12 protein-coding genes are annotated in these 12,583 nt (G+C 74.3%); 3 read left to right on the top strand and 9 right to left on the bottom strand.

Annotated features, from left to right (window positions below; translation table 11 throughout):
* Positions 1-579 precede the first annotated feature (579 nt).
* From ACGF7U_RS27135 to ACGF7U_RS27175, 9 genes are all read right to left on the bottom strand, one after another.
* Positions 580-930 (bottom strand): Lsr2 family protein, encoded by a 351-nt coding sequence (locus tag ACGF7U_RS27135; protein WP_342672168.1) that lies wholly within the window; start codon positions 928-930, stop codon positions 580-582.
* A gap of 111 nt (positions 931-1,041) precedes the next feature.
* Positions 1,042-2,550: a lysine--tRNA ligase gene (lysS, locus tag ACGF7U_RS27140; protein ID WP_393111348.1), complete on the bottom strand. Its 1,509-nt coding sequence runs from the start codon at positions 2,548-2,550 to the stop codon at positions 1,042-1,044.
* Positions 2,551-2,777: 227 nt separating this feature from the next.
* Complete coding sequence (locus tag ACGF7U_RS27145; RefSeq protein WP_393111350.1) at positions 2,778-3,536, bottom strand: type III pantothenate kinase; 759 nt, start codon at positions 3,534-3,536, stop codon at positions 2,778-2,780.
* A 32-nt stretch (positions 3,537-3,568) separates the two neighbouring features.
* On the bottom strand, positions 3,569-4,465 hold the full coding sequence (gene nadC / locus ACGF7U_RS27150) for a carboxylating nicotinate-nucleotide diphosphorylase (RefSeq protein WP_393111352.1): 897 nt from the start codon (positions 4,463-4,465) through the stop codon (positions 3,569-3,571).
* On the bottom strand, positions 4,462-6,156 hold the full coding sequence (locus ACGF7U_RS27155; RefSeq protein WP_393111354.1) for an L-aspartate oxidase: 1,695 nt from the start codon (positions 6,154-6,156) through the stop codon (positions 4,462-4,464). The genes nadC and ACGF7U_RS27155 overlap by 4 nt, the downstream gene beginning before the upstream one ends.
* Positions 6,157-6,238: 82 nt before the next feature.
* Positions 6,239-7,132 (bottom strand): septum formation family protein, encoded by an 894-nt coding sequence (locus tag ACGF7U_RS27160; RefSeq protein ID WP_393111356.1) that lies wholly within the window; start codon positions 7,130-7,132, stop codon positions 6,239-6,241.
* A gap of 227 nt (positions 7,133-7,359) precedes the next feature.
* A complete protein-coding gene (panD, locus tag ACGF7U_RS27165) occupies positions 7,360-7,782 on the bottom strand; it encodes an aspartate 1-decarboxylase (RefSeq protein ID WP_393111358.1) in 423 nt (140 codons plus the stop codon).
* Between the two features lie 35 nt (positions 7,783-7,817).
* Positions 7,818-8,666 carry a pantoate--beta-alanine ligase gene (gene panC / locus ACGF7U_RS27170; RefSeq protein WP_393111360.1) on the bottom strand — a complete coding sequence of 283 codons (849 nt, stop codon included), beginning with the start codon at positions 8,664-8,666 and terminating at the stop codon, positions 7,818-7,820.
* A gap of 29 nt (positions 8,667-8,695) precedes the next feature.
* The gene (locus tag ACGF7U_RS27175; RefSeq protein ID WP_393111362.1) at positions 8,696-9,673 is read right to left on the bottom strand and encodes a Rossmann-like and DUF2520 domain-containing protein; all 978 of its coding nucleotides are present in this window, start codon (positions 9,671-9,673) and stop codon (positions 8,696-8,698) included.
* A 154-nt stretch (positions 9,674-9,827) separates the two neighbouring features.
* On the opposite strand from ACGF7U_RS27175, the gene ACGF7U_RS27180 reads away from it, so the two are divergent.
* Genes ACGF7U_RS27180 through ACGF7U_RS27190 form a run of 3 tightly spaced genes read left to right on the top strand, consistent with a single transcriptional unit; the run spans position 9,828 to position 12,582 of the window.
* Positions 9,828-10,139: a hypothetical protein gene (locus ACGF7U_RS27180; RefSeq protein ID WP_393111364.1), complete on the top strand. Its 312-nt coding sequence runs from the start codon at positions 9,828-9,830 to the stop codon at positions 10,137-10,139.
* A 17-nt stretch (positions 10,140-10,156) separates the two neighbouring features.
* Positions 10,157-11,398 (top strand): SAM-dependent methyltransferase, encoded by a 1,242-nt coding sequence (locus tag ACGF7U_RS27185; RefSeq protein ID WP_393111366.1) that lies wholly within the window; start codon positions 10,157-10,159, stop codon positions 11,396-11,398.
* Positions 11,395-12,582: an NADH-quinone oxidoreductase subunit D gene (locus tag ACGF7U_RS27190; RefSeq protein WP_393111368.1), complete on the top strand. Its 1,188-nt coding sequence runs from the start codon at positions 11,395-11,397 to the stop codon at positions 12,580-12,582. The genes ACGF7U_RS27185 and ACGF7U_RS27190 overlap by 4 nt, the downstream gene beginning before the upstream one ends.
* The last annotated feature ends 1 nt before the right edge of the window (position 12,583 follow it).

A 12,583-nucleotide genomic window follows, 5' to 3' on the forward strand; every position in this document is an offset into this window, starting at 1 on the left:
GCTCCGTACCGATGTAGTTGTGGTTGAGCATCCGGGCCTCTTCCTGGGCCAGGACGACAACCCGTCGCGCTCGGTCGGTGAACCGCTCGAACATGCCCTCGTGCTCCTCACGTGCCGTGCGCCTTGATGGTCAGATCTCGGCGGGGCCGGTGCGCGGACGTCCGGGACGGGCGTCCGTGCCTCATTACTCTATCGCCGCAGACCGACTCCGCTGAGGTCGTGTCTCCCCGTCGGAGGCCGCGTACGCGTCGTTTTACACAACCGTCCGCGCTCAGGGGGTGTTCCGCGACCCCTGTCTGTACGCGCAGAGCGAAATTCGGCCGTCGCCCGACAGCCGTCCGCAGGCGGCGCCGGCGCCGAGGCGGCCCCGGTCCGGGCCGCCCGGGAAGTCATCCACAGGCTGTGGACAGACTCTCCACCGGCTGTGGACAACGACCGTCGGGACGGAATTCTTCCCGGTCGGGCGCGCCTCCGGGCGGATACGGCGACGCCGGCCGCGCAGCCCCGGCGGGGCGGATACGGCGACGCCGGCCCGGAGTCGTGCTCCGGCCCGGCGTCTGTCGCCCGTCGGCGGTCGGGTCAGTGACCGGCCTTGGAGTGGTATTCGTCGACGATCTCCTGCGGGATCCGACCGCGGTCGGAGATGTCCTTGCCGGCCTTCTTGGCCCAGGCGCGGATCGCCTTGTTCTGCTCGCGGTCGGCGGTCGCGCCGCCCCGGCCACGCGCGGCCCGGCCGCCCACGACCACACCGCCCCGGCCCACCTTGGTGCCGTGGGCGATGTACGGAGCGAATACGTCACGCAATTTCTCGGCGTTCGAGCTCGACAGGTCGATCTCGTACTGAACGCCGTCGAGCGCGAACTTGACGGTCTCGTCAGCGTCCCCGCCGTCCAGGTCATCGACCAGCTTATGAATGATCTGCTTGGCCACGTCCCACATTCCTTTCGAGCAGGGTGCTCCTGCAAACTGAGAGCACAATAACCCCTGCGACGCTTGCCGCGTCAATAGGATGCGGTAACGACCCGCCGCGGGTGTGTGCGACTACTCCGGCCGCACCAGGGGGAAGAGGATGGTTTCCCGAATTCCCAGGCCGGTCAGCGCCATCAAGAGCCGGTCGATTCCCATTCCCATACCCCCGGCCGGCGGCATTCCGTACTCCATCGCCCGGAGAAAGTCCTCGTCCAGCCGCATGGCCTCGTCGTCGCCGCGGGCCGCGAGCTGCGCCTGGGCCAGCAGCCGCTCCCGCTGCACCACCGGGTCCACCAGCTCGGAGTACGCGGTCCCCAGCTCGAAACCGAGCACGTAGAGGTCCCACTTCTCGGCCAGCCCCGGCTCGCTGCGGTGCGCCCGGGTGAGCGGGCTGGTCTCCTCCGGGTAGTCGCGCACGAAGGTGGGCGCCTGAAGACCGGGGACGACCAGTTCCTCGAACAGTTCCTCCGCGAGCTTCCCCGGCCCCCACTTCGGGTCGACCGCCAATCCGACCTTCTCGGCGTACTCGACGAGACGAGCGTGCTCGGTGCGCACGGTGACTTCCTCGCCGAGCGCCTCGGAAAGCACCCCGAAGAGGGTCACCGACCGCCACTCGCCGCCGAGATCGAACTCCCGGCCGTCCGCGTGGGTCACCACGGTCGAGCCGCCGACCGCGATCGCCGCCTGCTGCACGAGATTGCGGGTCAGCTCCGCCATCGCGTCGTAGTCGCCGTACGCCTGGTATGCCTCGAGCATCGCGAACTCCGGCGAGTGCGAAGAGTCGATGCCCTCATTACGGAAGTTGCGGTTGATCTCGAAGACGCGGTCGACGCCGCCGACGACGGCCCGCTTGAGAAACAGTTCCGGCGCGATTCGCAGATACAGATCGGTGTTCAGCGCATTGCTGTGGGTGACGAATGGCCGGGCCGCCGCGCCGCCGTGCAGCAACTGGAGCATCGGGGTCTCAACCTCGATGAAGTCCCGGTCGTGCAGGGAGTCGCGCAGGCTGCGGACGGTCGCCGCCCGGGTGCGCACCATCTGGCGCGCCTGCGGCCGGACGATCAGGTCGACGTAGCGCTGGCGGACCCGCGCCTCCTCGCTCAGCGGCTTGTGCGCGACCGGCAGCGGGCGCAGCGCCTTCGCGGTGACCGCCCACTCCTCGGCCAGCACGGACAGCTCGCCCCGGCGGCTCGTGATCACCTCGCCGGTCACCCCGACGAGGTCGCCGAGGTCGACGAGGCGCTTCCAGTCGTCCAGTCGCTCGGCGCCAACCCGGTCCAGCGAGAGCATCGCCTGCAACTCCGTGCCGTCGCCGTCCCGGAGCGTGGCGAAGCACAGCTTGCCGGTGTTGCGTACGAAGATCACCCGGCCCGTGACCGAGACCCGATCACCGGTCGCGGTGTCGGTGGGCAGTTCGGCGTACTTCTCGCGGATCTCGGCCAGCGTGCTGGTCCGGGGGAAACCGACCGGGTACGGCTCGACGCCCTCGGCGAGCATCCGGTCCCGCTTCTCCCGGCGGACCTTCATCTGCTCGGGAAGGTCGTCGGCGGGATCGACTGGCACGGGGTTCTGCTCGGTCACGGCACGCTTCCTCAGAAGGAGATTTCGGGCGGGGTCAGGCCCCGAGCGTACTCAAGGTGCCGGGGAGGCGTTACGGGATAACCGGCCGGCCATGACCGACCCCACTCAGGCCCCCTCGTTCGGCGCCGCGGCGGGCGAGTACGACCGGTTCCGACCCCGTTGTCCGGTGAAGGCCGTGCGGTGATCGCTCGCCGGGCGGGACGCGCCCGATCCCGGCGGCGGCCGGCTCAGACGTTGCGCTCGTAGACCATCCGCAGGCCGATCAGGGTGATCATGGGCTCGTGGTGGGTGATCGTGCGGCACTCGTTGATCACCAGGCCCGCCAGCCCGCCGGTGGCGATGACGGCCCTCACCTCGCCCAGCTCCTCGACCATCCGCTCGACGATCCGGTCCACCTGCCCCGCGAAGCCGAAGTAGAGGCCGGACTGGAGGCACTCGACGGTGTTCTTGCCGATCACCGAGCGGGGCCGGGTCGCCTCCACCTTGCGCAGCTGGGCGGCCCGGGCGGCGAGCGCGTCGAAGCTGATCTCGATGCCGGGGGCGAAGGCGCCGCCGAGGAACTCGCCCCGCCCGCTGATCACGTCGAAGTTGGTGGTGGTGCCGAAGTCCACCACGATCGACGGCCCGCCGTAGAGGGTGTACGCGGCCAGGGTGTTCACCACCCGGTCCGCGCCCACCTCCTTGGGGTTGTCGATGGCGAGCTGCACACCGGTGCGCACCCCCGGCTCGACGATCACGCTCGGCAGGTCCGCGTAGTAGCGGGACAGCATGGTGCGCAGCGAGCGCAGCGCGGCCGGCACCGTGGAGCAGGCCGCCACCCCGGTGATCTCGACCGCGTCCCCGGCGAGCAGGCCCCTGAACTTCAGGCCCAGCTCGTCCGCCGTCGACCGGGCATCGGTCTTGATCCGCCAGGAGTGCACCAGCTTGTCGCCGTCGAAGGTCGCCAGCACGGTGTTGGTGTTTCCGATGTCGATGCAGAGCAGCACGCACGCAGCCTAGACAACGACGGGCGGCCGGTTCACTCGGTGCGCAGGTCCATGGCGATGTCGAGGATCGGCGAGGAGTGGGTCAACGCGCCCACCGACAGGAAGTCGACGCCCGTCGCCGCGTACCGCGCCGCGACGTCGAGGGTCAACCCGCCGGTCGCCTCCAGCTCGGCCCGGTCCCCCACCGAGGCGACCACCTCGGTCAGCGTCTCCGGGGTCATGTTGTCCAGCAGCAGGAAGTCCGCGCCGGCCTCGACCGCCTCGACCGCCTCGGCCACGGTGTCCACCTCGACCTGCACGGGCACGTCCGGGAAGGTCTCCCGGACCCGGCGGAAGGCCGCCGTGATTCCGCCCGCGGCCAGCTTGTGGTTGTCCTTGATCATCGCGACGTCGTGCAGGCCCATCCGCTTGTTCGTGCCGCCGCCGGCGCGGACCGCGTACTTCTCCAGGGCGCGCAGGCCCGGGGTGGTCTTGCGGGTGTCGAGCACCATCGCCTTCGTGCCGGCCAGCGCGTCCGCCCAGGCCCGGGTGTGGGTGGCCACGCCGGACATCCGGCAGAGCAGGTTGAGCGCGGTGCGCTCGGCGGTGAGCAGCAGCCGGGTCGGGCCGGTCACCGTGGCCAGCACGTCGCCGCGCGCCACCCGCGCGCCGTCGTGGGCCAGCACCGACACCTCGACCGTACGGCCCGCGCCGGTCGCCTCGCCGACCAGCTCGAACACGGCCGCCGCCACGGCCAGCCCGGCCACCACCCCGTCGGCGCGGGCCACCAGGTCGGCCGTGTCGGTCTGCCCCGCCGGGATGGTGGCGACGCTCGTGACGTCCAGGAAGTCCGGTCCCAGGTCCTCGGCGAGCGCGTTCTCGATCACCCGCCGCACCTGCGCCGGGTCCAGGCCGGCGTCCCGCAACGCCCGTTCCGTCGACTCCGTCATCGGATCCCCTCCCACTGAGACGTCAACCGGCCCTGCGCCCCGACCGCGCCGACGAGGTGGCCGTGCCACCGCTCGTCGGCCGTCGGGAAGTCCTCCCGCCAGTGGCAGCCCCGGGTCTCCCGGCGGGCGTACGCGGCGGCGACCAGCGCCGACGCCACGGTGATCAGGTTCGTCGCCTCCCAGTCGGCCGTCCGGGGCCGGCCCCGGCCCTCGCCCAGCCCGATCAGGACGCCCGCGGTCCCCACGAGGGTCTCCGCCGACCGGAGCACGCCCGCGCCCCGGGTCATCGCCCGTTGCAGGGTCGGCGTCGCCTCGGCCGGGACCACCCAGCCCTCGCCGCCGACCCAGGCCCCGGTCGACGCCGGCTGGGCCTGCTCCGGCAGCCCCACCGCGATGTCCTCGGCGATCCGCCGGGAGAAGACCAGCCCCTCCAGCAGCGAGTTGCTGGCCAGCCGGTTCGCGCCGTGCACGCCCGTGCAGGCGACCTCGCCGCAGGCGTACAGGCCCGGGATCGACGTGCGGCCGCGCAGGTCGGTGCGGACCCCGCCGGAGGCGTAGTGGGCAGCCGGGGCGACCGGGATCAGGTCGGTCGCCGGGTCGACGCCGATGGCCAGGCAGGACGCGACGATGGTCGGGAAGCGCCGGGCCAGGAAGTCGCCGCCCAGGTGCCGGGCGTCGAGGAAGACGTGGTCCGCGCCGGTGGCCAGCAGCACCCGGTGGATGCCCTTGGCGACCACGTCCCGGGGCGCCAGCTCCGCCAGCTCGTGCTGCCCGAGCATGAACCGCTTGCCGTCGCCGTCGACCAGGTGGGCGCCCTCGCCGCGCAGCGCCTCGGAGACCAAAGGCTGCTGGGCGTGCCCGGCGCCCGGCACGCCGGCGCCGGCCGGGGCGATCAGCGCGGTCGGGTGGAACTGGACGAACTCCACGTCGGTGACCGCCGCGCCGGCCCGCATCGCGAGGGCCACCCCGTCCCCGGTCGACACGGCCGGGTTGGTGGTGGCCGCGTAGATCTGGCCCATCCCGCCGGTGGCCAGGACGACCGCCCGGGCCAGGATGGCGCCCACGCCGTCCTCGCTGCCCTCGCCGAGCACGTGCAGGGTGATGCCGCAGGCCGGGCCGAGCCCGCCCGGGCCGTCGCCGGGCGCGCGCAACAGGTCGAGCACCAGGGCGTGCTCCACCAGCCGGATCCACGGGTCGCGCCGGACGGCGGCGTGCAGGGCCCGCTGCACCTCGGCGCCGGTGGCGTCGCCGCCGGCGTGCACGATGCGGTCCGCCCGGTGCCCGCCCTCGCGGGTGAGCATCAGCGAGCCGTCCGGGTGGCGGTCGAACTCCGCCCCGATCCGCATCAGCTCGCGCAGCCGGGTCGGGCCCTCCTCGACCAGCACCCGCACCGCCGCCGGGTCGCAGAGCCCGACGCCGGCGATCTCGGTGTCCGAGGCGTGCGCGGCCGGGGTGTCGTGCGGGTCGAGCACGGCGGCGATGCCGCCCTGCGCCCAGCGTGTCGAGCCCTCGTCGATGTTGACCTTCGTGACCACGGTGACGTGCAGGCCCGCCTCGCGCAGGTGCAGCGCGGCGGTGAGCCCCGCCACCCCGGAGCCGACCACGATCACGTCGGTGGTCTCCACCCAGCCGGGCGCGGGGGCGGCCAGCAGTCGGGGCAGGGCCGGCAGGTCGACGGTCGGAAGGTCCATGCCCACAGTCAACCCGAAGGGCCCTCGCGGGGGGCGGCGGGGGCGCGACGAGTGGTTTGGGCCATCGCGTCCGGAGCGAGGGCTACTCCGTGCGGACGGGGAGGGCGGCCGGGCCGGCGCCCTTGAGGGACCCGGTGACCGTACGGTGGTCGAGCCAGAGGTAGCAGCGGACCCCGCGGTCGCCGACGCGCCACCGCCCGGCCCCCGGCGGGCGCACCACCACCCCGCTGCGGAAGCGCAGGTCCGCGTCGTCCGGCACCCCGACGTAGCGGCTGAGCACTGAGCGGCAGCCGGCGTAGAGCGGCACCCAGTCGGCGGCCCGGGTCGGGTACGGACCCTCCGGCGACCGCCACACCCCGACGAACTCCGCGTCGTGCCGGGTGGCGCAGTCGACCGGGAACAGGGTCCGCACCGCGCCGCCGCCGGCCCGCGTCTGCTGGCAGCCCAGCCGCAGCGGCGACGGGCCACGCAGCGCGTCCCGCACGCTGCCGGAGCGGGTCACCACCGTGGCGGCGGCCTCGACGGTGCTCACCTCGGTCAGGTCGCAGCGGTACCACCGGGAGCCCGCCGCCCAGCCGGGCCCGGAGGGCAGGGCCACCGCCAGCCGGAGCCGGCCGGCCCGCCAGTCGTCGCCGACGTGCGCGGTGGCGCGGGCGTCGCAGTCGGCGAACGCGCCCCGCAGCTCCGCCGAGCCACCGGGCGGCGGGGTGGCCCGCTCGGCCGGGAAGACGCCCACGTGCACGGTCTCGACCCGGTGCGGCGCCGCGCAGTCCACCGGCGCGTACGCCGCCAGGGTCACCACGTCGGTGAAGTCGGCGGCCTGGCAGACGCCGGCGGCCGGGGTGAACGGGCCGGGCGCGGGCAGGGCGGCCCAGTCGTCGGCCAGGTCACCGTCCAGCCCGGCGGGGCCGGCGCAACCCACCAGGAGAACCGCCGCCGTCACGGCGGCGAGCAGGGTGGTCATCGAACGGCGCATCGCGGCCTCCCCCAGCCACCGCGTCTCTTCGACGGGTGCCCAGACTACCCACCGACGCCGTTTCGTGACAGACCGCGCGCACCCCCACCGGCCCCATCCCGCCCTCCGCCCCACCCCCGTCCCGCGACCTTGCGGTTACTGCCCCGACAAAGGGGACTTGTCGCAGCAGAACAGGGGCCGAAAGTGCAAGATCGCGGGGGTGGGGCGGGGGGCGTGGGTGGGGTGGGTCAGACGGCGGCGAGGGGGTTGGGGACGGGGGCGCCGGCGGTGCCCGGGGCGGCGGTGGTGGGGTCGGTGTTCAGGTCGACGACCCGGTTGTCGGCGTCGACGTGCACCACCCGCGGCCGGTACGCCCGGGCCTCGGCGTCGTCCATCTGCCCGTACGAGATGAGGATGACCAGGTCGCCCGGGTGCACCAGGTGGGCGGCGGCGCCGTTGATGCCGATCACGCCGCTGCCCCGCCGGCCCGGGATCACGTACGTCTCCAGCCGGGCCCCGTTGGTGATGTCCACGATCGCCACCTGCTCGCCCGGGATCAGGTCGGCGGCGTCGAGCAGGTCCTCGTCGACGGTCACCGAGCCGACGTAGTGCAGGTCGGCCTGGGTCACCGTGGCGCGGTGGATCTTCGACTTGAGCATGGTGCGCAGCATCGCGGTGCCTTTCGCGGAAGGTGGTGGGGGTCGGGTCAGGAACGGGGGGCGAGCCGGATCGCCGCGTTGTCGATCAGCCTGGTGCCGCCGACCCAAGCGGCGACGAGCAGCCGCGCCGGACCGGACACCGGCCCCGGCTCCAGGTCGGGATCGGTGAGCACCAGGTAGTCGAGCCGCGCGCCCGGCGTACCGGCGCCGAAGGCGGCGTGCGCGGCGGCGAGCACGGCCCCCGCGTCACCGCCCGCGTCGGCGACCTCGGCACCGGCGCGCAGCGCGGCCGACAGGCTCAGCGCGACCTCCCGCTCGGCCGGGGCGAGGTAGCGGTTGCGGCTGGACAGGGCCAGCCCGTCCGGCTCCCGCACGGTGGGCACCCCGACCACCTCGACCGGCACGTCGAGATCCCGGGTCATCCGCCGCACCAGGGTGAGCTGCTGGTAGTCCTTCTCACCGAAGAACGCCAGGTCCGGGCGGGTGAGCTGGAGCAGCTTCAGCACCACCGTGAGCACCCCGTGGAAGAACCCGGGGCGGCTCTGCCCCTCCAGGTCCTCACCGAGCGGTCCCGGGTTGACCCGGACGCGGGGCTGGCCGTCCGGGTACATGTCCGCCACCGAGGGGGCGAAGACCACGTCCGCGCCGGCCCGCCGGCAGATCTCCAGATCGGCGTCGAGGGTGCGCGGGTAGCGGTCGAAGTCCTCGTTCGGCCCGAACTGGAGCGGGTTGACGAAGATCGTGACGATCACGTGGTCGGCCCGCTCCCGGGCCGCCCGCAGCAGCGTCTCGTGCCCGGAGTGCAGCGCGCCCATGGTCATCACGACGCCGACGGTGCCCTTGAGCCCCTCGCGCGCCGCGGCCAACTCGGCGCGGGTGTGCACCAGTTCGGTCACGCGGTCACCTCCACCGGCCGTCGAGCCGTTCACGCGGCCACCTCCCGTCGGGTCCCGGCCAGCACGCCGAGCAGCGACTCCGCGTCGACCGGGCGGAGCCGGCCGGCGGCGATGGCCCGGTCGGCCGTACGCCGGGCCAGGGCCAGATAGGGCGCGACCGACTCGGGCGCGGTGGCGGCGAGCCGGGCCAGGTGGCGCTCCACCGTGCCGGCGTCGCCCCGGGAGACCGGGCCGGTCAACGCGTCGTCGCCGAGGCGCAGCGCGTTCTCCAGGGCGGCCCGCAGCAGCGGGGCGAGCACCTTCTCCGGCTGCGCCACCCCGGCGTCGCGCAGCCGGTCGGCCGCCTCGTTGACCAGGGTCACCAGGTGGTTGGCGCCGTGCGCCAGCGCCGCGTGGTAGAGCGGCCGGTCCGCCTCGCCGACCCACTCCGGCACGCCGCCGAGGTCGGCGACCAGCCGGGCGGCCAGGGGGCGCAGCTCCGCCGGGGCCGTCACCCCGTACGAGATGCCGGCCAGCCGGGCGAGGTCGTCCGGCGTACCGGTGAAGGTCATCGCGGGGTGCAGGGCGAGCGGCCGGGCGCCGGCCGCGGCGGCGGGGGCGAGCACGGCCAGCCCGTGCGCGCCCGAGACGTGTGCGACCACCTGGCCGGGACGCAGCGCGCCGCTGTCGGCCAGGGCGGCGACCACCCCGGCGAGCGCGTCGTCCGGCACGGCGATCAGCAGCAGGTCGGTGGCCGCGCGGGCCACGGCGGCGGCGGAGCGGTGTGGCACCCGGGGAAGCAGCAGCGCCATCCGGGCTCGGGAGGCGCCGGAGCCACCCGTGGCGGCGACCACCCGGTGGCCGGCGGCGGCGAGCGCGGCGCCCAGCACGGCGCCGACGCGGCCGGCGCCGACGACACCGACGGTGAGGGTGCGGGGGAAGGAGAGCGGGGCGCCGGATGTGGCGCCGCCCGACGGTACGGCGGCCGCACGCGGGGCTGCCGCGCGCGGGCGCAGCGGTGCGCTCATGGCAACGATCCAGTCCTCGAAGGGGGTACCGGTCGATCGCAAGTATGCGCCGCGCTGACGGAGCCGAAACAAGGGTCTGTGAAAACCTTCACCGGCCGGTGCGTGGGGCCGTTCCCGGCGGCGCGGGCGGGCCGGCGCGGCTACAGTGCCGCCTGTGACGCAGCGGGTCGTGGTGGACGATGTCGGGATCCGGACGGAGGACGACCGGCACGCCTTCTGCTGGCCCTGGTCGGAGATCCAGCACGTCTCCGTCGCCGTGCTGCCCCTGCCGAAGCACCGGCACCTGTACTTCGAGGTGACCCACGTGTCGGGCGAGTTCACGGAGCTCGGCGAGGCGGTCGACGGCTTCCGGGAGGCGGTGCGGGACATCGCCGCCCGCGCCGGGCGACCGGCCCCCGACCTCGACGCGCTCCGGCCGACCGACGCCGTACTGGAGATCTGGCCCTCCCCCGAGGCCGGCGGGTGACCCGGCCGGGGGATCCGATGCCCTGGCGGGCCGCCATGGACCGGGCGCTCTACGGGCCCGGCGGCTTCTTCGTCTCCGGCTCCGGCCCGGCCGACCACTTCCGCACCAGCGTGCACGCGTCCCCCGCCTTCGCCGCCGCGCTGCTGCGGCTCGTCGAGCAGGTCGACGCCGCCCTCGGCCACCCCGCTGTCCTCTCCGTCGTCGACGTGGGCGCGGGCCGGGGTGAGTTGCTGCGCGCCCTCTCCGCCGCGCTGGGGGTTGCCGGGGAGCCCGCCCGCTCCGGGCGGTCAGGCTTGATCCCTCCGCGGACGGGCTCCCCGGCAACCCCGACCTCCCCGGCCGCCGCCCGGCCCTCGCCCTCGCCCGGCCCGCCGTCCGCCGGTCCCGCGCCCTCCGCGCCGGTTCCGCTCGCCCATCGGGTACGCCTCACCGCCGTCGAGAAGGCTCCCCGGCCGGCCGCCCTGCCCGCCGACATCGAGTGGCTGGACGGGATCCCCGACGGGATCACCGGACTGCTGGTCGCCACCGAGTGGCTGGACAACGTGCCGCTCGACGTGGCGGTGCACACCGCCGGCGGCTGGCGCTACCTGCTGGTCGACCCGGCCACCGGCGCGGAGACCGTCGGCGACCCGGTCGACCCCGCCGACGCGGACTGGCTGGCCCGGTGGTGGCCGGCGTCGGTGGCCGGGGCGGACGGGACCGGCCCGACCGGGTCGGGGTGCCGGGCGGCCCGACCCGCGGCGGGATCAGGCCTGACCGCCCGGAGCGGGTCGGGTGCCCCGGAACCCCCCACCGGGATACGAGCAGAGATCGGCCGGACCCGCGACGACGCCTGGGCCGCGGCGGTGGGCAACCTCGACCGGGGGCTGGCGTTGGCCGTGGACTACGGGCACCTGCGCGACGGCCGGCCCGGGACCGGGACGCTGACCGGGTACCGGGGCGGGCGGCAGGTGCCGCCGGTGCCGGACGGGAGCTGCGACGTCACAGCGCACGTCGCCGTCGACTCGGTCGCCTCCGCCGGTGAGCGGGTCGCCGGGTGCGCGTACGACCTGGTGTCGCAGCGGGAGGCGCTGCGGGCGCTCGGGGCCGACGGCGGGCGACCACCGCTGAGCCTGGCCGCCACGGACCCGGCCGGGTACGTGCGGGCGCTCGCCGCCGCGTCGGCGGCGGCGGAGCTGACCGACCCGGCCGGGCTGGGCGGGCACTGGTGGCTACGGCAACCGGTCGGCGTCGACCCCGAGCGGTTCATGGCACGATGACGGGCATGACCACGGACGCCGGCGACCTCCGCGAGCTGACCGTCGGCACCGGGGCCGGCCTGGTGGCGGGCACCGGCGGGGAGCAGCTCGGCACCGACATGGTGCTCAACATCGGGCCGCAGCACCCCTCCACCCACGGCGTGCTCCGGCTGAAGCTCGTGCTCGACGGCGAGCGGGTGGTGGCCTGCGAGCCGATCGTCGGCTACATGCACCGGGGCGCGGAGAAGCTCTTCGAGGTCCGCGACTACCGGCAGATCATCGTGCTGGCCAACCGGCACGACTGGCTCTCGGCGTTCTCCAACGAGCTGGGCGTGGTGCTCGCCGTGGAGCGGCTGATGGGCATGGAGGTGCCGGAGCGGGCCACCTGGCTGCGGATGGCCCTCGCGGAGCTGAACCGGGTGCTCAACCACCTGATGTTCCTCGGCTCCTACCCGCTGGAGATCGGCGCGATCACGCCGATGTTCTACGCGTTCCGCGAGCGGGAGACCATCCAGGCGGTCATGGAGGAGGTCTCCGGCGGTCGCATCCACTACATGTTCAACCGGGTGGGCGGGCTCAAGGAGGAGGTGCCCTCCGGCTGGACGGGCCGGGCCCGGGCCGCCATCGCGGAGGTCCGCCGGCGCATGCCGGACCTGGACAACCTCATCCGCCGCAACGAGATCTTCCTGGCCCGTACCGTCGGCGTCGGGGTGCTCACCGCGGCGGACGCCGCCGCGTTCGGCGCGTCGGGGCCGGTCGCCCGCGCCTCCGGCCTCGATCTGGATCTGCGCCGCGACGAGCCCTACCTGGCCTACGACCAGCTGGACGTGCCGGTGGTGACCCGCACCACCGGGGACTGCCACGCCCGCTTCGAGGTGCTGCTCGACCAGGTGTACGCCTCGCTCGACCTCGCCGAGCAGTGCCTGGGCCGGGTGGACCGGCTCACCGGGCCGGTGAACACCCGGCTGCCGAAGGTGCTCAAGGCGCCCGAGGGACACACCTACGCCTGGACCGAGAATCCGCTCGGCATCAACGGCTACTACCTGGTGTCCCGGGGCGAGAAGACGCCGTGGCGGCTCAAGCTGCGCACCGCGTCGTACGCGAACGTGCAGGCGCTGGCCACCCTGCTCCCCGGCTGCCTGGTGTCGGACCTGATCGCCATCCTCGGCTCGATGTTCTTCGTGGTCGGCGACATGGACAAGTGAC

Origin of the sequence: Micromonospora sp. NPDC047670 (assembly GCF_043204915.1) — a bacterium.
GTDB lineage: Bacteria > Actinomycetota > Actinomycetes > Mycobacteriales > Micromonosporaceae > Micromonospora.

Bases quoted from the DNA above. Each gene is read 5' to 3' on its own strand.
- nadC (WP_393111352.1), bottom strand. From the start codon at position 4,465: ATGACGGAGTCGACGGAACGGGCGTTGCGGGACGCCGGCCTGGACCCG.
- ACGF7U_RS27155 (WP_393111354.1), bottom strand. From the start codon at position 6,156: ATGGACCTTCCGACCGTCGACCTGCCGGCCCTGCCCCGACTGCTGGCC.
- ACGF7U_RS27160 (WP_393111356.1), bottom strand. From the start codon at position 7,132: ATGCGCCGTTCGATGACCACCCTGCTCGCCGCCGTGACGGCGGCGGTT.
- panD (WP_393111358.1), bottom strand. From the start codon at position 7,782: ATGCTGCGCACCATGCTCAAGTCGAAGATCCACCGCGCCACGGTGACC.
- ACGF7U_RS27175 (WP_393111362.1), bottom strand. From the start codon at position 9,673: ATGAGCGCACCGCTGCGCCCGCGCGCGGCAGCCCCGCGTGCGGCCGCC.
- ACGF7U_RS27185 (WP_393111366.1), top strand. From the start codon at position 10,157: ATGCCCTGGCGGGCCGCCATGGACCGGGCGCTCTACGGGCCCGGCGGC.
- ACGF7U_RS27190 (WP_393111368.1), top strand. From the start codon at position 11,395: ATGACGGGCATGACCACGGACGCCGGCGACCTCCGCGAGCTGACCGTC.